This is a genomic window from Mojavia sp., from assembly GCF_059505145.1.
In genome coordinates, this window is record NZ_JCACKA010000018.1 from 86,939 (window position 1) to 107,273 (window position 20,335).

General features: G+C 40.0%; 17 protein-coding genes, 1 tRNA gene and 1 pseudogene. 9 read left to right on the plus strand and 10 right to left on the minus strand.

Translation table 11 applies throughout. From position 1 onward, the window contains the following. Positions 1 to 24: 24 nt before the first annotated feature. The 9 genes from AC5JL8_RS02005 to AC5JL8_RS02045 all read left to right on the plus strand — a co-directional run bounded on the left by AC5JL8_RS02005 (position 25) and on the right by AC5JL8_RS02045 (position 10,260). Complete coding sequence (locus tag AC5JL8_RS02005) at positions 25 to 1,041, plus strand: hypothetical protein (RefSeq protein WP_495878102.1); 1,017 nt, start codon at positions 25 to 27, stop codon at positions 1,039 to 1,041. A gap of 57 nt (positions 1,042 to 1,098) precedes the next feature. Next, positions 1,099 to 1,169 (plus strand) — tRNA-Gly (locus AC5JL8_RS02010). Positions 1,170 to 1,348: 179 nt separating this feature from the next. Next, the gene (locus tag AC5JL8_RS02015; RefSeq protein ID WP_495878103.1) at positions 1,349 to 2,536 is read left to right on the plus strand and encodes an Arm DNA-binding domain-containing protein; all 1,188 of its coding nucleotides are present in this window, start codon (positions 1,349 to 1,351) and stop codon (positions 2,534 to 2,536) included. Positions 2,537 to 2,755: 219 nt separating this feature from the next. Next, positions 2,756 to 3,538 (plus strand): hypothetical protein, encoded by a 783-nt coding sequence (locus AC5JL8_RS02020; RefSeq protein ID WP_495878104.1) that lies wholly within the window; start codon positions 2,756 to 2,758, stop codon positions 3,536 to 3,538. Positions 3,539 to 3,732: 194 nt separating this feature from the next. After that, complete coding sequence (gene xisR, locus AC5JL8_RS02025; protein ID WP_495878105.1) at positions 3,733 to 4,017, plus strand: excisionase family protein; 285 nt, start codon at positions 3,733 to 3,735, stop codon at positions 4,015 to 4,017. A gap of 86 nt (positions 4,018 to 4,103) precedes the next feature. Next, entirely contained in the window at positions 4,104 to 6,710 is a 2,607-nt protein-coding gene (locus tag AC5JL8_RS02030) for a DUF3987 domain-containing protein (RefSeq protein WP_495878106.1), read from the plus strand. Between the two features lie 314 nt (positions 6,711 to 7,024). Beyond that, positions 7,025 to 7,228, plus strand: a complete 204-nt coding sequence (locus tag AC5JL8_RS02035) for a hypothetical protein (protein ID WP_495878107.1) — start codon at positions 7,025 to 7,027, stop codon at positions 7,226 to 7,228. Then, complete coding sequence (locus AC5JL8_RS02040; RefSeq protein ID WP_495878108.1) at positions 7,225 to 8,211, plus strand: hypothetical protein; 987 nt, start codon at positions 7,225 to 7,227, stop codon at positions 8,209 to 8,211. The genes AC5JL8_RS02035 and AC5JL8_RS02040 overlap by 4 nt, the downstream gene beginning before the upstream one ends. Before the next feature lie 414 nt (positions 8,212 to 8,625). Continuing rightward, on the plus strand, positions 8,626 to 10,260 hold the full coding sequence (locus AC5JL8_RS02045) for an NACHT domain-containing protein (RefSeq protein WP_495878109.1): 1,635 nt from the start codon (positions 8,626 to 8,628) through the stop codon (positions 10,258 to 10,260). Here AC5JL8_RS02045 and AC5JL8_RS02050 read toward each other — a convergent pair. From AC5JL8_RS02050 to AC5JL8_RS02095, 10 genes and pseudogenes are all read right to left on the minus strand, one after another. After that, positions 10,223 to 10,435 carry a hypothetical protein gene (locus tag AC5JL8_RS02050; RefSeq protein ID WP_495878110.1) on the minus strand — a complete coding sequence of 71 codons (213 nt, stop codon included), beginning with the start codon at positions 10,433 to 10,435 and terminating at the stop codon, positions 10,223 to 10,225. The two genes, AC5JL8_RS02045 and AC5JL8_RS02050, sit on opposite strands and share 38 nt — an antisense overlap. Before the next feature lie 301 nt (positions 10,436 to 10,736). Further along, a complete protein-coding gene (locus tag AC5JL8_RS02055; protein ID WP_495878221.1) occupies positions 10,737 to 10,877 on the minus strand; it encodes a transposase in 141 nt (46 codons plus the stop codon). A gap of 39 nt (positions 10,878 to 10,916) precedes the next feature. After that, positions 10,917 to 11,198: pseudogene (locus AC5JL8_RS02060) on the minus strand (DUF1257 domain-containing protein); the annotation flags it as partial. 30 nt (positions 11,199 to 11,228) lie between these two features. Next, a complete protein-coding gene (locus AC5JL8_RS02065) occupies positions 11,229 to 12,272 on the minus strand; it encodes a hypothetical protein (RefSeq protein WP_495878111.1) in 1,044 nt (347 codons plus the stop codon). A 29-nt stretch (positions 12,273 to 12,301) separates the two neighbouring features. After that, positions 12,302 to 12,508: a hypothetical protein gene (locus AC5JL8_RS02070; protein ID WP_495878112.1), complete on the minus strand. Its 207-nt coding sequence runs from the start codon at positions 12,506 to 12,508 to the stop codon at positions 12,302 to 12,304. A gap of 150 nt (positions 12,509 to 12,658) precedes the next feature. After that, positions 12,659 to 14,047 (minus strand): CHAT domain-containing protein, encoded by a 1,389-nt coding sequence (locus AC5JL8_RS02075; protein ID WP_495878113.1) that lies wholly within the window; start codon positions 14,045 to 14,047, stop codon positions 12,659 to 12,661. Then, positions 14,044 to 15,519 carry a tetratricopeptide repeat protein gene (locus AC5JL8_RS02080; protein WP_495878114.1) on the minus strand — a complete coding sequence of 492 codons (1,476 nt, stop codon included), beginning with the start codon at positions 15,517 to 15,519 and terminating at the stop codon, positions 14,044 to 14,046. Before AC5JL8_RS02080 ends, AC5JL8_RS02075 begins: the two co-directional genes overlap by 4 nt. 20 nt (positions 15,520 to 15,539) lie before the next feature. Further along, positions 15,540 to 17,885 (minus strand): tetratricopeptide repeat protein, encoded by a 2,346-nt coding sequence (locus AC5JL8_RS02085; protein ID WP_495878115.1) that lies wholly within the window; start codon positions 17,883 to 17,885, stop codon positions 15,540 to 15,542. A 232-nt stretch (positions 17,886 to 18,117) separates the two neighbouring features. After that, positions 18,118 to 19,302: a hypothetical protein gene (locus AC5JL8_RS02090; protein WP_495878116.1), complete on the minus strand. Its 1,185-nt coding sequence runs from the start codon at positions 19,300 to 19,302 to the stop codon at positions 18,118 to 18,120. 37 nt (positions 19,303 to 19,339) lie between these two features. Beyond that, on the minus strand, positions 19,340 to 20,335 hold a 996-nt coding region (locus AC5JL8_RS02095; RefSeq protein ID WP_495878117.1), incomplete at its 5' end, for a WD40 repeat domain-containing protein.

Here is a 20,335-nt window from a genome sequence, read left to right on the forward strand (position 1 = left end):
ATCATATCCAATTTTTAATTTAATATGACACAATCGGTTGCGGAAACAACTTCAATTCCAAACAAGGTATGGAGGCGGCATACTGATCCACCTAGTTTGTGGATTGCTGTAGCAGTAGGTTCAGTTGCGCTACACTTGCTAGTCTTCTGGCTGATACGTTCATATTATTTTAGCCTGTTGTGGCAGCAACAAGGCAAAGCCAATATTCCGATTGAATTTATAGAGCTTTCTTCTCAAACAAAATCAAGAGCTAAACCAAGAGCAATAGCAAAACCAGTTGCTTCTTCACCAAAACAAGTATTGCCAAAGTCATCATCCAGAAATCAGAAGTTACAAGCAAACAATTTACCAAAGCAAGTAGTTCCAACAGATAAGTTAACAACAAAACCAGCACCTACCACTCAAGATAAAAGTGCCATAGCTTTCACCAAGCAGCGTCAACGTGAAATTGCTGAACAACGTCAACGCGAACTGACTGAGCAACGTCAACGTGAAATTGCAGAACAACGTCAGCGTGAACTGAGTGAGCAACGTCAGCGTGAACTGAGTGAACAACGTCAGCGTGAACTGAGTGAACAACGTCAGCGTGAACTGAGTGAGCAACGTCAAGGTGAAATTGCAGGTAATACTAATAATCAAGAGTCTTCCCCGTCATCCTCCAATGCAGTAGGAGGAAGCCTCATCGCAAGTGTAGTTGGAGAACCTCAACAAGGAGAAAGAGATAGACACACTCATCCTGCCAGAATAAAACCAAGCAACCAGCCATTTAGCAAGGGTCTTGAATATATCAAGTATATCGAAAAGGATTCTGGCCGACCTGTAGAATTTAAAGTGGTATTAACTATTTCTGAAACAGGCAAACTTGAGCACATTAATATTGCGGATGAAGCTATCTCCGCACAGGAAAAAAGCTACTATGAGGAGTTCGTAGCCAATCAAGTCTTCAATGGCTGGGAATTTGAACCTGCGTATGATAACGATCCAAACGATCCCAAGCCTAGTAATCTTATACTACGTATCCGAATAGAGCCGCTACCTTGATAGCTAACTTCTTGAATTTCAGCTACAAGTATGTTATTGTATAAAGGTTGGAAATTTGCGGGCGTAGTTTAGTGGTAAAACTATAGCCTTCCAAGCTATTAATGCGGGTTCGATTCCCGCCGCCCGCTTACTGAAGAAAACCCCCGAAACACTTATGTTTTGGGGGTTTTTGTTTTTCTACATAGCTGAGATATTAGTACTTAAGTACTGGTGAACTAGAAAAATTTGGGGTAAGTTAGGGTAGTTTGGGCGTAAATTGGGCGTAAATTGGGTGTAAACTTATAAGAACATATGTACTATTAACGCTATGTACGACAAACCGTCTCAACGTAAGACGCCTAAGGGAAACGTCTCTATTGTTGTTTCTCATGGTCGGTTACAACTACGATTTCGTCATGCGGGGAAAAGACACAATCTATCGATTGGATTGGCCGACACTAAATTAAACCGCAAAGCAGCAGAAGCGAAAAAGGCTCAGATTGAGTTGGATATTGCTTCAGGAAATTTTGATCCAACTTTGAAAAAGTACAAACCTGAATTAGCTCTTACTCTTTTAAAGTCTGAAATTACACCCCAAATTGGGATGAAAATTACTGAACTTTGGGAGGGTTATCTTGCTTACAAGTCATCAAGTTTGAAGGAAACAACTAAGGGGTACCACAATAGCTTTACTAAATTGTTTACGCGCTTGGGTGATATACCATTACTAGACGCTGTGAAGGTTAAAGCCGGTTTAGAGGCAATTACCACGGTACACCAAACTAAACGAGCATTAATTCAACTCAATGCAGCTTGTAAGTGGGGTGTAAAGCATGGATTGATTGGTACTAACCCTTATGTAGGAATGGCTAACGAAATGCCGAAGTACCGTTATCAATTGGAACCTAAGCCAAACGCTTTTACCGAAGAAGAAAGAGAAAAAATTATCCAGGCTTTTAAGAATCATCGGGGAAACTGGAACGGTAGAGGCTTTACAGGTATCAGTTATGCTCACTATGCTCCCTTTGTCGAATTCTTATTTCTAACAGGCTGCCGTCCATCAGAAGCGATCGGACTCCAATGGAAGCATATAACAGAAGATTGTGGTTTTATCCGCTTTGAAGGTTTGGTGACAACATCTGGGAATGGTATTCCTATTAGAGTGGAAGGGTCGAAAAATAACAAAAAGCGGCGATTCTCCTGTTCAGAAAGATTGCGACAGTTACTACTATCTATCAAACCTGAGAACCCTCATCCAGATGCTTTAGTTTTTCCCAGCCCAAAAGGTAAAGTAATCACTTACAACAATTTTTGCAATAATGCCTGGAATCGTATTGTTGACCCAATTAAGCCAGACACCACGCCTTATAGCTGTAGGGATACCTTCATTACTCTTCAAATTATTAAAGGCATTCCTGAGTCAGTCATCGCCGGATGGTGCGATACAAGCGTTGAAATGATTGAGAAGCACTATGCAGATTTCTTGAAAATGTTGAGCTTACGGCCAATCGACTAATTATTACTTATCTAGTAAGAAATGTAGGGGCAATTCATGAATTATCCCTACATTAAATCAATGCTTTCACGTCATTTGGGCGTAAGTCCTACATTAGGGAGCAATTGAATTTTGAGCCTTACTTGCTAACATTCTTGTCTGAATCTAGCATTTCGTTGAAAGTCTTGCCTTTCTGCGACAGCAATCGTCAATTATCATAACTAAAAATCTAAGAGTCGTATGAGCGAAAATCTATTATTTGTGCCCAATCCATACATATTAGTGCCTAGCCCCTATTTAATAGCTCCCTCAGCATTTCAGATAAATAATCCCTTAGTGATTCTTGTGGCAGTTTTTGAGGAAATTACATCTGAGGAGCAAAACCAAGATTTGATACAGACAGTTACAGGAAGACAGCTACTGCAATATCATAAGGCAGTTGTAGGGGAATTTTATCGGCAAAAGATTGATGCTAAATTTCCGTATTGGAAGCTCAAAAGAAACGAGAGAGCCATTATCAAACCAGAAGTTGAACTATGGAAAGCTGTTCTTACAATGCTTGAACAGATCCACTCGTTAAAACCTTTGACCCTTTATCCTGCACTAATGTTCCGTGACTTAATACTAGAAACGAACCTTATGGTTATAAATTTTGCTTGTCTTGGTGGTCAAGTGCCAGTAAAGAATTACCTGGCTCGTCTGCAACAGCAAAACCGTAAACTTCGGGGATCTGAAAATCCTTTTGATCGGGAGGAAAGCCCCTATACCTGGGAAATTATAACTCAAGCAATTAGCTTTGCAGAGCGCGATCATCAATTCAGACAGAAATTTTATATGCCTGTGGTGCGTGCTAGAGAGACTTTTGTGGCGTTGATGAAGAGTGAAAAATACCGGGCTTTTAATCAAGGAAAAATACAAAGGCAAGGTAGAAAAGAAGATGAGGATTCTCAAGACGGAAAAAGACAAAGGCGAGATAGAAGAAAAAAGAAGCAAGTCACTTTTATGGATGAAACTACAGACTAAACTATAGTAAGCAATTAATAAAAATCGCCTTGATATGTTGATATCTTAAGGTGGCTATTAGAGCTTTTCTCCTCATACCCAAAGTAAGATACGTCAAAAATAACTTATTTCTGGAATGCTTGCTACGTAAGGATTTAGCACGAAAAGTCGCTTTCAGTTTTCTTAAACTAAAATTGTTCATATTAGAGTAGTTAATGACAAATTACTCTAATATGAACAATTTTGTCACCAAAAAACAACTATCTAACCAGATAGGATTGTCTTCTGAAACATTTAAGCGATATCGGCTCCAAGGAATTTGGCAGGAGAGCATTCACTGGCAAAAGATTAATTCTAGAACCACGCTGTATAATCTTCCGCTAATACTTGATTGGATCGCTAATCGAGATAATCCTCAAGCTCACCAAAGAGCAATAGAAGCTTACCTTCACTCTCTTCCCTCAAATCAACCCCTGAAACGCGGAAGGAAGGTCAGCTAAATGGCATCTCAAAATTACAACTGTAAAAAGTTAGGGTTGCTCCAAGAGAAAATTTTATATCTGATTGTGGAAACAGGAGGTGAGCAATGTTAATGGAGACAACTTCTATCCACAATAATTTTATCAGCGATCGCAACACAGCTATTGAGTGGCTTACCAAACACGGATATCCAGCACTACCAGTCGCGCCGAAACAAGACCCATTTAAGTATCCCAAGAGTGATAAAAATGGAAATATTGAGTATGAAAAAGACGGAGCAACACCTAAGCCCTTTTTTACGGGCAAAAATCCTAGTTACTTAGATGAAAGCAATAAACCTCATCTAATACCTCACACTCAGTACCAAAAAAGATTACCTACACAGATTGAGCTAGATACATGGTTCGCCAATCCTCTTAATGGAGTAGGCACTCTCGGCGGTTGGAATAACACTGTTTGGATTGATTTTGATGTCAAAAATTTCGATTCACAGCAAGAATGCGATCGCCTAGTCTCAGAATGGCTAAATCGTTACCCAGCTTTAAAGGCGACATTTATCGAACGCACTCATTCAGGGGGTTGGCGAATTGGTATTCGAGTTAGAAAGAAGCCTGAGTTTACCAACTTTGCATTATCCACAGGAGGTAAGCATGTAGGGGAATGCTTAGGTAATGGTCGGTTTACGGTTCTGAGTCCAACAATTGGCCCATCTGGAAATCCATACCAATCAATAAATAAAGGTGAATTAGTTGAGGTGGAAGATTTAGAATCAATAGGTCTTTATTCAACCAAAAAACAAGCCAGCACAAACCTCCCACCATCATTAGCTCAATTACACTTAGCTCCTCATGGACTACCTATAGAAAAGTTACTCACAGAAAAATCAAAAGAGATCTCAAATGGTGCTAATCCCAGTGGCGATCGTAGTGAGGCACTAACTACACTAGCTAAGGAAGCTTTTGGTTGGCAGAATTGGTGCTTTGAGAATGAGATATCAATTAGTGGTGATGCTGAAAATCTTGTTGAGTTAGCGGGTAAGAAATTAGGGATTGATAGCGATCGCATTCAACGAATTCTTAAAACTATAGATCCGTCATCTTGCCAACCATCTGCACAATACCTAGGTGGAGAGGAAAGCTGCTGGCAGAAAATTCGTAGATTGGACAAAGCAACATTTGATGCTAAATGCCCTCCTGCTATTAAATTAGAGATTGAGAATCATCTCAAAGCATTGCTCAATATTCCACAATTACTTAAGCAAGTAGTTACCGAGACTGAAAATGTCAGACATCCTCTTAGCACAACTCTGCTTGAAGCAGAATTGGAGAAGTTAATTCAAGAGGACTTGCCACAATCAGAACTTACAGATGCAATTGAGGATTTAGCAATTAAATCTGGCAGACGCATACACAAAGTATGGGCGCTATATCATGCCCGAATCAAGGAACTAGAGGAAAATGAGAAACGCAGTGATGTAAAAAAAGCGCTACCAAGTTTATTGGATTGTCAAAAAGCACGTCTTAACCCTTATGACTTATTCTGGGGAGATAACGGCAATTTAGCAGAGTCGTTGACAACAGTAGCAAAAGCAATGCCCACATCTATAGAGGCTGTGATCAATACTTTTATTCCAGTTGCTGCTTCTAGGATTGGAACATCATCTCGAATCATTATTGATCCAAAATCTGGTTACTGTCAGACTTGTATAATTTGGACTTGCAACCTTGCACCTAGTGGTAGCAAGAAAACTCCATCGCAAAGGCTCGCCATAGATCCACTTGAAGAACTTGAAACAGAAGAATTCCGCAAGTTTAAGCAAGAAAATGACAATTACCAATATGCACTTCGCCAAGAGAAGAGCAAAAAAAGAGGAGATAGCGTAGGATTACCTGAACCTCCACCACCACGCCGTCGCTATATAGTGCAAAACTCAACTACTGAAGCAAGAATGAGAATCCACAGTGAAAATCCTCGTGGTTTGCTCTACTACCGTGATGAGTGGTCAGGATTTTTCAATGGACGAAATAAGTATCGTGGCGGGAAGGGTGATGATGCAGAGCTTGACTTATCTGAATTTAATGGTAAATCTCTTTCTAAAGATACAGTAAAAGAAGAAGGTACTGTTTATCTTCCTAAATCTGCTATTTCTCGCACAGGTTCTACTCAGCCATTAACACTTCAAAAACTCATGGCAAACCATGAAGACCACACTGGTGAGTTTGCTCGATGGCTTTTCAGCACAGTCCCTTGCCCTCCAGCTTATATCAACTTATTTGCAGAAGAGGATGATTCAGGCGGTAAGCTTGCAGAGTACCTAACAAAAATCTACAAAATTTTAGGGAATCTACCAAATAGAGATTACTTCTTAACTCAAGGTGCAAAAGCAGTTTTTCAAGCATACCAGCACCAATTAATTGATTGGACAAAACAAGAAACACATCCTGGGTTACAGACTGCATACCCAAAGTTTGAAACCTATCTAGCTCGATTTGCACTTTGGTTGCACTTAATTAATTCTGTGCTAGCAGGTGAAACTAATCCGAGTGAATTTATAGAAGGCGAAGCTATGGAGATTGCCTGTTTGATGATTGACTTCTACATTGCTCAACTCAAACTGATTTATACCTATAATTCTCCACAACTAGAATTAGCTGGCAATTTGCTTAAGATCAAAGAATTTGTGGAGCGTAAGCCAGGTTCGCAAATTCGATAAATTAAGAGTGGAATTTCTGCACTCAAGAAAATTCCCAGTGATAAATTACGCAAAGACTGCCAGGCTTTAGTTGAGGGTGGCATTATCGAACTTATCAACAAAAAATACTACCCTGCTAGCCAGTAATTGAAGTTATTGAGCACCAACCTTCTTTTATGAAGGAGGAAATGATGAAATTGTTGATGATTTGTTGATGATAAATCATCAGCTTCAATCTTAATCAGGGAGAAGCTTTCAGGCTTTGTATCTTCTAATGTTTCTGTGGATGAGCGATCGCTATATGTTGCTTATACTCGCTTAATATTCAAGATGATATGATGCCCAAAATTTATCATCAACAACATCAACAAAATACCCAAATACTTACCAATCCTAGGATTGGTAATGCTGATTGCTATCAACTTTTAAAAAAATCTCATCACTTGACATTATGGTTTGCCCCGCAGAAGTTAGCAGAAACAACGGAAAAAAAAGCCGTGGAGCGACGACAGAGCAAGGAAGGAAGATTACCAGAATGAATGCGACTCGTCACGGATTGTTGGCAACTAAAGCCCCTGTTATCGGTGAAGATGCCTTGAAGTTTCAGCAATTTATGGAGGAGTTAATCGGCGAATTTCAACCGGAGTCACCTACCGAAATTACGCTACTGGAGCAAGTAGCAATGGCGAGGATTCGACTTTATCGCCTGTGGATGACAGAATCAGCGTTGGCATCTCATGCTTTAACGCCTGCTCCTCCCCTAGAACCGCCAACTGTAGCTAAATACCCTTACTACGAAAAAGATGACTATGAACTAAAGAATAAAACACTGTTTCACCCAGATAATAGAGCGCTTGAGCGAGAATTGAGCCTAGTACTACTAGAGACATTAAAAATCTATCGTGACCTAGATAAAGATGTTAGGAAGAAATATTTCAATTCTATCTGGTCAGAGTGGCTAGGTGACGCAGAGAAGACCATCACAAAGTTTTTATATCAGCATCCATTCAAGAGCATTTCTGTTAATCCTCTGTGTTATTCAAGTGCGGTGGAATATGCTAATGCTTGCCAAGAATTTTTAACAGAGCAGAAGGAAAAGCAAACCCTTTATGGCGAGGTCAGTCAGCTTCAAGTCTTAATAAGGATAGCTCAACAAGACCTAGCTGATGAGCAATACCCTAAAACTAAAAATCAGTTACGTTGCTCTATAGTTAAGTTCCAGATTGATAAGGTTGAGCAGAAATGTAGAGAAAAGCTCAACGAGCTTGAGAAAATTGAGAAAGAGATAATTCAGGTGGAGAAAGAACACCAAAAAGTGATCGCGGATTATCAAGACTTAACTAGGCGATCGCAAGTTATCCGACCACAAATCGAATTACTCAGTCGTTATGAACGTCACATAGTCAAAATTATGAATGAGGCGTTAGATCGTTTGCAAGCTATCCGCCAACAACGGCAGCAAGCCAATTCTATGGGTTCGTTTCGTAATTGTGAAGTAGAGGCAAGTTTCCCAGGAGTGTAACAGAGCTTGATTCAGGCTCTCGTCTTTTGCAAGCGTGGCGATCGCCAATTATTCTCACGCCGATTTTGAGTATTCTAAAATCGCCACCGCTGGCTGGGAGCAAAACTGATCTGCTCTCGCCAGCCATTATATTTCTATTGAATGGTAGACACGAGTATTAAATTGCCTGAATGTAGTTATAGGGCAGTCTTTTACGACTTTAGCTTTTTTATAAAATTACATGAGGCAGTGCCACAAGCGATCGCTCAAAAAAGAAGTTAACTCCATAGCTGCCAGGTACTTTCTCGTTTTTATATATGTATCCTATTAATTTTACTATCCCCACTCATTAAGCTGATCATTTATGCTTGTCTAAAGGTGTAATGCTGTGGCTGCCGTTCTTGCTACTGCTCCTGGTTCAATATCTTGCAAGAAATGAAGACTCCTGATGAATTAATCGCTATTTTTGATCGTATCCTCCTAGGCAATTCCTCTCAAGAGGAGGCTACTGTACTGCGGCAATATTTAAGAATGAGTAGTGGTTCGCTGCAATTCGTTTCTCAGGATGGCAAGTTTAACACTAATATTGGGCAGGTGCAGGCAGGGGAAATTCACATTGGCGATCGCCACTATCAAGGAGTGGATGCCGAATCTATCCGAGCAATACTACAAGAGGTACTCTCTCCGCAAAATTTCCAAAAAGAAGTTGACTGGCACTCACTTAGTAAAGAAATCTTAGAGGAGCAGCAGCGACTTACCACTAATCCGCTAACTAGTATTGAGGGGATTGCTTATCGAACAGAACAGGTGTACGTACCCCTGGGACTGGTGGAACGTAAGAGACAAAGCCGACGGCGAGAGGATGTATTACCAGAGCAGGGTTCAGCCTTGTATGAAGAAACAGAAGTTACCCAGCAGTTTGCGCATCAAGATTTTCTTGAGCAGGTGCTGCGGCAAGGGCAAAGTCCTAAGAGTAAGGGAAAACGCATTGCTATTATTGGAGAGCCAGGAGCAGGGAAAACTACCTTACTACAGCAGATCGCTGGTTGGGTGGCACAAGAAATAGAAGAGGCGATGGCGATTTGGGTGCCACTGGCAGATTTACGGGGGCAAGAACTAGAACCGTATTTATTGGAGCGATGGCTACAAGCTATTATCCGAAAGATTGGTCAAGCAGAAGTCCCTCCAGAAATTAAGGATGCCTTTGTTGCCCAGTTTCAGCAAGGACGAGTCTGGCTGTTGCTAGATGGAACTGATGAAATGCAGGCTCCATTCAGCAATTCATTGAGAGAGATTGAGCGGCAGGTTCGGATAGGAGGATTGCTTTCGCAGGCACGAATTTTGCTGACTTGTCGATTGAATCTATGGGATAGCAACTGTAATACGCTGGATACATTTGATACCTATCGTACACTAGAGTTTGCCTATCCACAGCAGGTGGAGCAGTTTATTGGCCAGTGGTTTCGGGCGTTACCAGAAGAGCAGGGAACGCAGGCAGAACAGTTGTGTGCGGCGTTAAAGGTGCCGGCGAAGGAACGGATTCGGGATTTGGTGAAAAATCCGCTGCGGCTGACGATGCTGTGTTTTAACTGCTATTTAGGAGAGGGAACGCTACCAGAGACGAAAGCGGGGCTGTATGAGCAATTTGTGGCGGATTTTTATGAGTGGAAGCGAGAGCAATTTTCGACGACAGCGGAACAGCGCAGGCGGTTAAATGCAGGGTTGGGTGAGTTGGCACGGGAGGCAATTGATAAAGAAGAAACTCGATTTCGATTGCGACATGATTTTTTATGTAAGTTTTTGGGTGAACCGGATGAACCCAATTCGCTGTTTCAGTTAGCATTGCAGTTGGGATGGCTGAATAAGGTAGGAGTGGATGTGCAGGTTCCAAGGAAGGCAGTGTATGCGTTTTTTCATCCAACATTTCAGGAGTATTTTGCAGCGTTAGCAATTAATGATTCGCAATATTTCCTTACTCATATTCCAGAGAATCCCAGTCATTCAGATGCAACTTATCGCTTATTTCAAATAACTAATGTATCGTTTCAGCAAGTGCACCTTGGTAAATGAGATCGCCTATGTGAATATCCTGTCCTTGTCCCAAGTTGACTGCATATTTCCCTTGCTGAGAGACAATTTGACCACTACCACTGAGCCATTTTCGCAGAACTGTTATGTCAGTTTCAGTCTGCTGTTTTTTGACGATGCGCTCAAGTATGGCGTTTAATTCTTCAAAGGTGGTCATTTTGATTATGGTTCAAGCAGTATGCGATCGCCAGCCAACACGGTCTTTCCACTGGAACAGAAATTGACAATCCGATCCAGATAGTTGCCTAGCTCAGGTAAATTCATTGTCTACTGGGAGGTTTGACGGTTTTTCCATCATACCTAGCAATTAACGCTACTTTGTTAACCTTTATATATCCTAAGAAAAGCAATTATGCTTGAGTTTAATCGTTACAAATATTAGTTTTAGGTATTTTGTTATTTCATTTAATCTTGCTATATTTTGTCTGCGTAAAACCTAAGACGATCAAATATTATCATCATGAAAATTCAGTACCACAATTCTGACATTTATATTTTTGTTTACCCTGAAAATATCCATATTTAATTGTTTGCTTAGAGCCACATCTAGGGCATTTATTTTTTATATTAAAACTGCTAATGGGTTCACTGCTACTCATGGAAATAGAAGCATTTCCCTTTTTCCCTTCTTTCCCTTTTCGCTGTTTGGCTTCTTTAATTGTTTTATTAACAGCATATTTTTGGTTAATAGAGTTAACCAATACAGTGTGATTATGTTTCTTGGCGACTCCCCACAAGTCAGCGATTAAGTCAAAAGAGCCGTCGCTGTTTTTACTGTAACCTATGTCGCACTCACCTTCAAGAACAGCGACAATATCAGTACGAACTCTCATACCATGACGACCACGAGTATCAGCCTCTAACTTAACACGAATACCTAAGTCGCGAAGAGAATCTATAAGAATTTCAGAATCTTTTATCTTAGTCCTTAGTACACTAAAGCGTGCAGGTTATAGATCCTTTTCCAATCTTTCCAAAATTTCTTTCAAATCATACAATACACTTGTCAAATCATTAATTTGTTCGTAATCTTTATGATTATAGTCATCTAATTTATCCGTAACCCTTGCATAGTCTCCGCCCAAATGTCTATATCTATAGTCTCTATCGAAATCTCTTAGGACTTGAGTAGTAACTGTTGCAAAATATTTTGCTTTCTCTGTAATATCAGCATTTATAGCTTGCTGAGGATTACTCAATAGAGAATTTACAAGTATTTTAAAATCTGGTATAGTTCTTTTTAGTTCCCCAAATTCTTCAAGTTCTTGAGAGTGTTTCGATATTCTTTCCAACTCACCCAATATTGTTCTTATTGTTCTGAACTCATCCAATATTGCTTCCAAGTCATGATTATAGTCATCTAAATTATCCGCAACTCTTGCATACTTATTATAGTCATCTAAATTATCCGCAACTCTTGCATACTTCCCACCCAAACGTCTTAAGACTTGAGCAGTAACTGTTGCAAAATATTTTGCTTTCTCTGCAATATCAGCATTTATAACTTGCTGAGGATTCCTTAATACAGCAGCAAAGGACTCTAGTGATAAACCTGCTTTTTTCGATACATATTTTGATACCTCATCCACTACATTCAAAACATACTGAGAAGGAACAGAATCAATTAATAACTCCCGTACCTCATCCATAAATTCATATTGAACATAATCAGGATAAGTATCTGCATTAATCTCAGATAATGGTTTTAATAATCCCCCTAAAAATACCTCAGCTACATGAACTTGCTGAGAATCTTTTAACATTGCTTCTTGAATCAATCGCACAATTGGCAAACTAATCACAGGTGCAGAAGCTAATAATCCTGCGAGTTTTCGTGCCATTGGTGAAGCTGTTACCCGAAACGCCTGTACACGCTGTTCTGCACTCAAATCACTATGAGTAAGGTTAAATAAACTAATTTCTTTATTAACAGGAGTTGCACTTAACTTAAACACATATCCCAATGCCCAAATACTGCCCTTACCCGACAACATTTGCGCCCAAGTAGCAACTTTATCTGGTTCTAAGGTAAATACAGTTGTTGATAAATGCGATCGCCTATATGTATATCTTCCCCTTTCCCGATATTGACGTTGTACTTACCTAGTTGTGATACAACTAGGCGATCGCCAGTCAGCAGTTTCTGATGTAGAAACTTCATATCATCATCGGTTTGTTCTCCTTTTTCAACCCGATCCAGAATTTGCTTGAGGTGGTCAATATGTGCCATTTGATACTTTTGCGTAACTAAATTGTAATTACATCGTTGAAATTGACTACCACTTAACTACTGCCGCAAAAATGTCATATCTGTCTTCGTCGTCTAGTATTTGACGATGCGAGCAAGGATGGCTTTAAGTTAATTCATCGTCGATAGTCATCACTGACGCGTCTCTAACTGTGTTGTAGGTTCACCAACTAGGGTAAAGGCAGACCATTGATAAGGCTCAGAGTAAATTTTCTTTTTTGTATTTTTATCGACATAGTTTTTTGTCTTCAACATTGCCTGACGTAAAGCTTCTGCTTTGTCGAATTTTCCTGATTTTGATTGCTGTTCTTTCAATTGTGTATAAAACTCTTTCATCAAGAAAGATGTTGATTTGTCTTCTACCTTCCATAAGGAAACGATCGCACTAGAAGAACCAGCAGCTAGCGCCGACCGAGACAAACCAATCACACCATCCGCAGTCAGCCGTCCCCGTGCAGTATCGCAAGCACTGAGAACAATTAACTCAGCTTGTAACTTCATTTGTGAAATTTCACTGGCAGTCAGCCAACCGTCATTATTCTCAGAGGCATCTAAAGCGATCGCACCTGGAACTTCTGCGTCTTCTTCACAATTATCTAGTAAGCCGTGAGTCGCCAGATGAATCATTCGTGCCTGAGGCATTTTTTGCCTAACTGCGGCTTCTGTTTTCTCCTCCATTGCTTCTCCTTGGAAAATAACAGAAGCAATATCTTTTGCTTCTTGTTTTGCTCCTGGTAATTTATTTAACTGTACATTTTGAGAACATAATTGTGTCGGCTTTGCTTCTTCTATGCCCAAAATTAGCCAGTCTTTGTTTTGTAAAGGTTTGCTGTTCAACTCACCCTTTTGCTGTCGTTTGTAGAGCATATCTAATGCTTTAACCGAGGGAGAAGCCAAAATCGTGTGTTTTTCAATTAAGTATTGTTTTGCTTGATTATCGTAGAGAGCAGCAAAAGGTATTTCAAATAAAGTTCCTTGAGGAATGAAGATAACTTTCTTATCTTCGTTTGTTAATATTTTTCCTTTTTCGTCTGGCTCAATTAAAAGTTGATAATAGGCTGCTAATACTTCTATAGTTTTTTGAGAAGTTTGTTGACCTGAATTTATATCTTTTTTAGTACCACGAAGATATGTACGAGGAATGGAACCTCCTAAAAGATCAATTGGTCTATCACCTTGTGGAAAATTCTGTTTGATTTTAGTAAAACTTTCCTTCAGGCTTTTAGAAACTTTTGGATCTTGCAGATCAACCTGTTTAAAATTTACTTTTTCTTGGTTTGGTCTAACTACCCAAATATAAAGTTTTTCACTATGATTAGTAATAGAATTTTTTTCTAATATATTTGAGTAAATTACTAAAGTAGCTTGCTGGTCTTGAGCAATTTTTTTAATATCTTGAATCTTCAAATTACTAGATACTTCTCTATTCATTTTTAACTGCTTTGCCAAAACGTCTACGAACGCTTTCGCTCTTCCTCTTTCTGCAATCTCTAATGCCAGATCATAATTGCCTTTATTCACATAAACTTGTTGGAGATTGAGGTAAGTAGTTTGTTGAGTATCAAAAATAAATATTTTTCTATTTCAGTTAACCCTTTTCGCAGGGATTCCCTAACTTCTATCGCTTCATTCAAGTTTTTTATGGCTTTATCCAGATTTTCTTGAGCTTCAGCAAATTTTTGTTCGGCTTCTGTAATTCTGCCAGCTTTTTTCAGTGTTTTTTCCTGGTTTTTAAGGATATTATTAATCTGAAAATAAGTTACTCCTAATATACTTAAAGCATTACCCATGCCAGGCTTATCTTTAATACCTGTTGAAATATTTAAATAATTATTAGTATATTTAATAGCTTCATTATAATCATTATGGGATTTTTCAAGATTAGCTTTTTCAAGATTACCTGTTGAATAGTAAATATTACCTAAACCACCGTAAGTAGATGCTACTAAACGACGATCGCCAATACTTTCAGCAATTTTTAAACGCTCTTCATAATGTTTTATTGCCTTATCTAAATCATCTGCTTCTCTAAAATTACTACGCTGCCAAATTCTATGATAAGCACTGCCTAATTCCCCTAAAGCAATTGCTTCTTCTCGTTTATCTTTGTCATCTACAGCAGTTTCCAAATGTATTTTATAGTATTCTATTGCTTTTTCATCATTGCCTTGTTTGTGGTAAGCGTTACCTAAACCACCGAAAGCAGATGCCTTTAATTTAATAAAGTATTTTCGATTTTCTTCAGTTAAGTCTTGATTATTGAGAGCTTCATTAACAATATTCAAACGTTCTTCATGAAGTTTTATTGCTTTTGTATAGTTACCTACACTGTGGGCAACACTTCCCAGTCCTGCTAGAGCGATCGCTTCCGCTCGCTTTCGATCATCCTTATCCATAGAAATCTTTTCATTTCTAACAATTCTTTTTAAAATTCTGTTGTAATAAAGACGAGCTTTTGGGTAATTACCCATTGCATAGTAAGCATTTCCCAAGCTACCGTAAGCAGCTGCCTCTTCTTTTCCATTTTTTATTACACCAGCAATTATTTGACGTTGTTTATGACAATTAATCGCTTTATTGTAATCTGCTATTTGATAGTAAACAGTTCCTATACTACCAAGGGTAATTGCTTGTTTATCAAAATTTTTCTCTTTTTGGTAAACTTTCAGAGCTATTTCAAAATTTTTTAATGCATTATTATATTTAAACTCTTTTGTATATTGATTAGTTCCCTCTTGCCAGAGCTTATCTGCTTGTTCAACAGTAATTTGTTCACTTTTAATTAAATTAGTATTAGTATCTTGTTCTGTATTTTCAACAACACATTTTTCTGAATTTTGAATAGATTTTTGGGGGGTTTTACTAATATTTGTATTAGTAATTTGCTCAGGTTTGCCTTGATTCACAATTTGTTGCTTTTGACAAGCACAAAATAAAAATCCAGTTAAAGCAGCAGTAAATAAAGAAAACAGAGTAAAAGTTCGTGAACGCATAAAATAGTACCTGATTATAATTAAATTGTGTCGGCTGTATACCTTAATTCCAATAGATTTTGGTACACTTTGACTGTAAATGGATGCTCTTTACCGAGTTTTTCCTCAAGGGTTGCTAAGGCTTGCAGATAAAGTGGTTGAGCCTCGGCATAACGTTTCAAAGAAGTGTAGAATTTGGCTAAATCATTCAAGCTAACTGCTACATCAGGATGCTCATTTCCTAAAAGCTTTCGTCGCATCTCTAATGCTTGAATGTATGTAGTTTCTGCCCTTTCTTGATCACCTTTTTGTCCATAGATAAATGCTAGGTCGTTAAGGCAGATAGCAATATCAGGGTGTTCTTCTCCTAATAAGCTTTTGAAAAGTTCTAGTGCTTGTATATACAAAATTTCTGCTTCGGCGTAGCGTTCTTGGGCATCGTAAAGCCGTGCCAGGTTATTTAAAGTTGTAGCCAAATAAATTTCTGCTTTTGTACGTTTATAAAAAATAATTGCTTGTTCAAATAGTGGTTCTGCTTTGCTGTAGCGTCCCTGAGCAAGGTAGAGGAACCCTAAGTTATTTAAATATTCTGCTACATCTGGATGTTCAAAACCTAACAAACGTTGCTTCATCTCCAATGCTTGCTTGTATAAAGCCTCTGCATCATCGTATTTTCCCTGTTGGAAGTAAAGCATTCCTAGTTGATTGAGACTGTCAGCGACTTGAGGAGCTTCTGCACCTAACAAACTTTGTCTAATCTTTAATACTTGTTGACACAGCAGTTCAGCTTCTACGTAACGACCTTGCAACCTGTAAATATATGCCAGATAGTTAATACTCGTTGCAACATCAAGATGGTCGCTACCGAAGCGTTGCTCAGTTAGGCTACGACACCTTTCATACCAGTCTGCGGCTTGTTGATAAAAACTTTGTCTTTCGTAAAACCGACCTAGAGCTTCAAATGGTTTGAGTATATCTGTATCAGCTAAGTAATTATTTAATATTGTGGCAGCTTCAGCCACATGGGGCATGGTAGGTGCTAGTTCTAGAAGCAAGTTACGAGTTGGATTTTCTGGAATTTTTTGGGCAACAGCTACCATTGCTTGACAGAATTGCCATTTGAGTTGCTCAGAGTTAGTGATGCTATGTTGCTTTGCCTGGAAGAATTCTCGAATCAGTTGATGCAGTTGATAAATGGCTACACCTTTACGTTGGATGAGGTTCAGGTTCAGTAGGTTATCATCCCGCAGTTCTTCCAAGTCTTCTTTATCTTGTGGCAGACACGACTCGACTAACGACCAGGGAATGGGAGCGAGGGCAAATAAGCTAAGTAAACAACCTAGCTGTTTTGTTGGCTCATCAAGTACCTCCCAACTTAGTTCAAAGGCAGCAGCGACTCCCAAAGATGCGGTCATGTCAGCATCAGGTTTAGAAAGCGATCGCTCATCCAATCTCTTCTTCTCCAACCGTTGCTGCATCTCACTCACAGTCAGGTCGGGTTTACGGTCAAGATAGCGTCCTACCAACTCCAATCCCAGAGGTAAGTATCCCAACCAGGCACAGAGTTTTTTGGCATTATCTAGTTCGCGTTGAATGCGTTCTGTTCCCACTAACGATTCTAATAATGCTAGGGCTGCTAATTCGCTTAGTACTTCAATCTCTAACTGCTTGACGGATTTACCTAACCGTAAGCGAGTTGCAATCATTACCTTGAACCGAGGTTCAGCAGGAGGAAAATAAGGTTTGATGATTTCGTAGTCTGTTACATCGTCGAATATGACTAACACCTCACCTGCTGGCCAGTGAGTCCAGCAAAATCCTACTTGACCAATTAAGTCTAGGTCTTCAGGTGGGTGGAGTTGAAGCCGTGATTGTCCAAACTGCACAATTTGAGTGCCTACATTTAATCCTTTTGCACGCAACCAGCAAATACCGCCTTGGTAAGTTTGCTTGCGTAGCAAGGCGTATTGTAGTGCCAGTTCCGTTTTACCGATGCCGCCCATCCCTGCGATCGCAGATATTGCCACTGGTGTATTCTCTTGTAGCTGCTGGTGTAGAGTTTCCAGTTCTTGCTCCCGCCCGACAAACTGCACTACGCCGCTACGGGGCAAGTTCTCAGGAATTCCAGCCAGTTGAAGATTAGGCTGAACTGTTTGTAAAACTTCTTGTAAAATTCCCTTGACAACTTCGGCATCAGCACCCTGATAAATGCGATCGCCTATGTGTATTTCCTGTCCTTGTCCCAGGTTAACCGCATATTTCCCTTGCTGTGAGACAATCTGACTACCACTACTGACCCACTGTTGTAGAAGCGCGATATCGCTTTCAGTATGCTGGTATTTTACTATGCGCTCTAGTATAGAGTTTAACTCTTCAGGGGATGTCATTAGTTTTAATTTAAACAGTAAATTATCGTATAGCCATAAGGTATTTCATTCAAAAAATCTAGTCAATAATTAAGTTATCTTAAATATTACATAAACTATTTTTCATAAATTGATCTAGTTGTTTGATTGTCAATAACTTACCAATTGCATTCTCTGAGATTTTTCACATCTTCCTCACTTTCAATATTCTTTATAAGATTGACGATCGCTATTGTCTGCTTCAGCTAAATCTTTAAGAATACCTGCGCCAAAGTTTGATGTTACCGCCTTCACTACCAGTTATAAAGTTTTGGCTATCTGAACTAATCGCAAGACAATTGATTGAGCTTAGATGAACTTCTAGGAGTGTGTGCAGTATTTCTTGTGTTTCTAAATCCCAAAATTTGACTACGCCGCCTTCACTACCACTGATGAGAGTATGACTATCTGGATAAATTGCTAGACATTTAACTGGGGTTTTTCCTCTGTCTAGAGTGTGTAGCAATTCTATTTGTTGAGCGGAATTTATAGCCCAGACTTTAATGGTTTTATCGGAACTACCTGTGATAAATTTTTGACCATGAGGAGTAAATGCTATTGTATTTATTGAACTTTCATGAGCTTTTGCAAGAGAATAAATTAATTTTCCTGTGGTTAAGTTCCAAGTTTTAATTGTGCCTGCTTCGCTAGTAGTTACCAGTGTTTGTTTATCTGGGCTAATGCTAATTGCTTTGATGGGGGTTGTTCCTGCGGGTAAGTTGTGAATTATATCTTTAGTCAATAAATTTATTACCTTGAGGTTTCTATCAGAGCCACAGGTAACAACAGTTTGACAATCAGGATTGATGGTAACACAGTTGATTGAGCCTTCATGTAATTTGGTGGGATTGCTAATTAATTCTCTAGTTTGTAAGTTCCAAATTCTGATTGTGCCTCTCTGACTACCAGCTACAATAGTATTTTCATCTGCACTAATAGCTAGGGATGTAATAGCAGTTTGGCTGGGGGGAGAACTGTAGAGTAATTGCAGAGTTCTCAAGTCCCAAATCTTGAGTGTTTTATCATTGCTACCACTTACCAATGTTTGCCCATTAGAACTAATTGCTAAAGCGTTGATTGCACCTGAATGACTTTTGAAGGTGTGCAAATATTTCCATTTTTGCAATTTTTTATCTGCTCCTTGGTGGGGAAGTTCAAATTCTTCTAATACAGCTTGAATAATTGTTTTAATAGTGTCTGCATCAGTGCCTTGGTAAATATTATCGCCTATGTGAATGTCTTGCCCCTGTCCGATGTTGACGTTGTATTTGCCTAACTGCACTACATTTTGGCTGCTATTAGGAGTTAGTAACTGGCGTAAACTTGCAAGGTCGGCTTCTGTGACATTGCCTGCTAAAATGCGGTCGATAATAACAAGGGGGTCATTGGATATATTCATTACCAGTGACTTTCTTCTATGTTGGGTTTTGATTTTTCTAGTTCAATCCTTCCCAGCGTAGGAAATGTACCCGTCCTGATTGTTCACCCGCTACGAATGTAACGCCATCAGATGAGGCGGCACAGCAGCGAATAGCACTATCACCAGTCCAGATATGCAGGCAACGCCCAGAGTTTAAATCCCACACTCTCAAGGTATCGTCATCGGATGCGGAAACAGCACTGCACCCGTCTGGGGTGATGGCTACGGCATTGACTCTATCCTTATGCCCCTCTAGGGTGTGTAGGCAATGCCCAGAGTTTAAATCCCACACTCTCAGGGTTTTGTCATGCGATGCGGAAACAGCACTGCGCCCGTCTGGGGTGATGGCTACAGCATCGACCATATCCTTATGTCCCAGGGTGTACAGGCAACACCCAGAGTTTAAATCCCACACTCTCAGGGTTGTGTCAGCCGATGCGGAAACAGCACTGCGCCCGTCTGGGGTGATGGCTACGGCATCGACCCAACTCTCATGCCCCAGGATGTACAGGCAACGCCCAGAGTTTAAATCCCACACTCTCAGGGTATTGTCCGATGCGGAAACAGCACTACGCCCGTCTGGGGTGATAGCTACGGCATTGACCCAATGCTCATGCCACAGGGTGTGCAAGCAACGCCCAGAGTTTAAATCCCATACTTTCAGGGTTTTGTCATGCGATGCGGAAACAGCACTGCGCCCGTCTGGGGTGATGGCTACAGCATCGACCATATCCTTATGTCCCAGGGTGTACAGGCAACACCCAGAGTTTAAATCCCACACTCTCAGGGTTGTGTCAGCCGATGCGGAAACAGCACTGCGCCCGTCTGGGGTGATGGCTACGGCATCGACCCAATGCTCATGCCCCTCTAGGATGTGCAGACAATGCCCAGAGTTGAAATCCCACACTCTCAGGGTTTTGTCACGCGATGCGGAAACAGCACTACGCCCGTCTGGGCTGATGGCTACGGCATCGACCCAATGCTCATGCCCCTCTAGGATGTGCAGACAATG

Excerpts from the sequence above, each read along its gene's own strand:
- AC5JL8_RS02020 (WP_495878104.1), top strand. The coding sequence starts at position 2,756 with ATGAGCGAAAATCTATTATTTGTGCCCAATCCATACATATTAGTGCCT.
- AC5JL8_RS02040 (WP_495878108.1), top strand. The coding sequence starts at position 7,225 with ATGAATGCGACTCGTCACGGATTGTTGGCAACTAAAGCCCCTGTTATC.
- xisR (WP_495878105.1), top strand. The coding sequence starts at position 3,733 with ATGACAAATTACTCTAATATGAACAATTTTGTCACCAAAAAACAACTA.
- AC5JL8_RS02085 (WP_495878115.1), bottom strand. The coding sequence starts at position 17,885 with ATGACATCCCCTGAAGAGTTAAACTCTATACTAGAGCGCATAGTAAAA.
- AC5JL8_RS02080 (WP_495878114.1), bottom strand. The coding sequence starts at position 15,519 with ATGCGTTCACGAACTTTTACTCTGTTTTCTTTATTTACTGCTGCTTTA.
- AC5JL8_RS02030 (WP_495878106.1), top strand. The coding sequence starts at position 4,104 with ATGTTAATGGAGACAACTTCTATCCACAATAATTTTATCAGCGATCGC.
- AC5JL8_RS02070 (WP_495878112.1), bottom strand. The coding sequence starts at position 12,508 with ATGGCACATATTGACCACCTCAAGCAAATTCTGGATCGGGTTGAAAAA.
- AC5JL8_RS02050 (WP_495878110.1), bottom strand. The coding sequence starts at position 10,435 with ATGACCACCTTTGAAGAATTAAACGCCATACTTGAGCGCATCGTCAAA.
- AC5JL8_RS02045 (WP_495878109.1), top strand. The coding sequence starts at position 8,626 with ATGAAGACTCCTGATGAATTAATCGCTATTTTTGATCGTATCCTCCTA.
- AC5JL8_RS02090 (WP_495878116.1), bottom strand. The coding sequence starts at position 19,302 with ATGAATATATCCAATGACCCCCTTGTTATTATCGACCGCATTTTAGCA.
- AC5JL8_RS02035 (WP_495878107.1), top strand. The coding sequence starts at position 7,025 with ATGATGCCCAAAATTTATCATCAACAACATCAACAAAATACCCAAATA.
- AC5JL8_RS02015 (WP_495878103.1), top strand. The coding sequence starts at position 1,349 with ATGTACGACAAACCGTCTCAACGTAAGACGCCTAAGGGAAACGTCTCT.
- AC5JL8_RS02065 (WP_495878111.1), bottom strand. The coding sequence starts at position 12,272 with ATGTTGTCGGGTAAGGGCAGTATTTGGGCATTGGGATATGTGTTTAAG.
- AC5JL8_RS02055 (WP_495878221.1), bottom strand. The coding sequence starts at position 10,877 with ATGAGTAGCAGTGAACCCATTAGCAGTTTTAATATAAAAAATAAATGC.
- AC5JL8_RS02005 (WP_495878102.1), top strand. The coding sequence starts at position 25 with ATGACACAATCGGTTGCGGAAACAACTTCAATTCCAAACAAGGTATGG.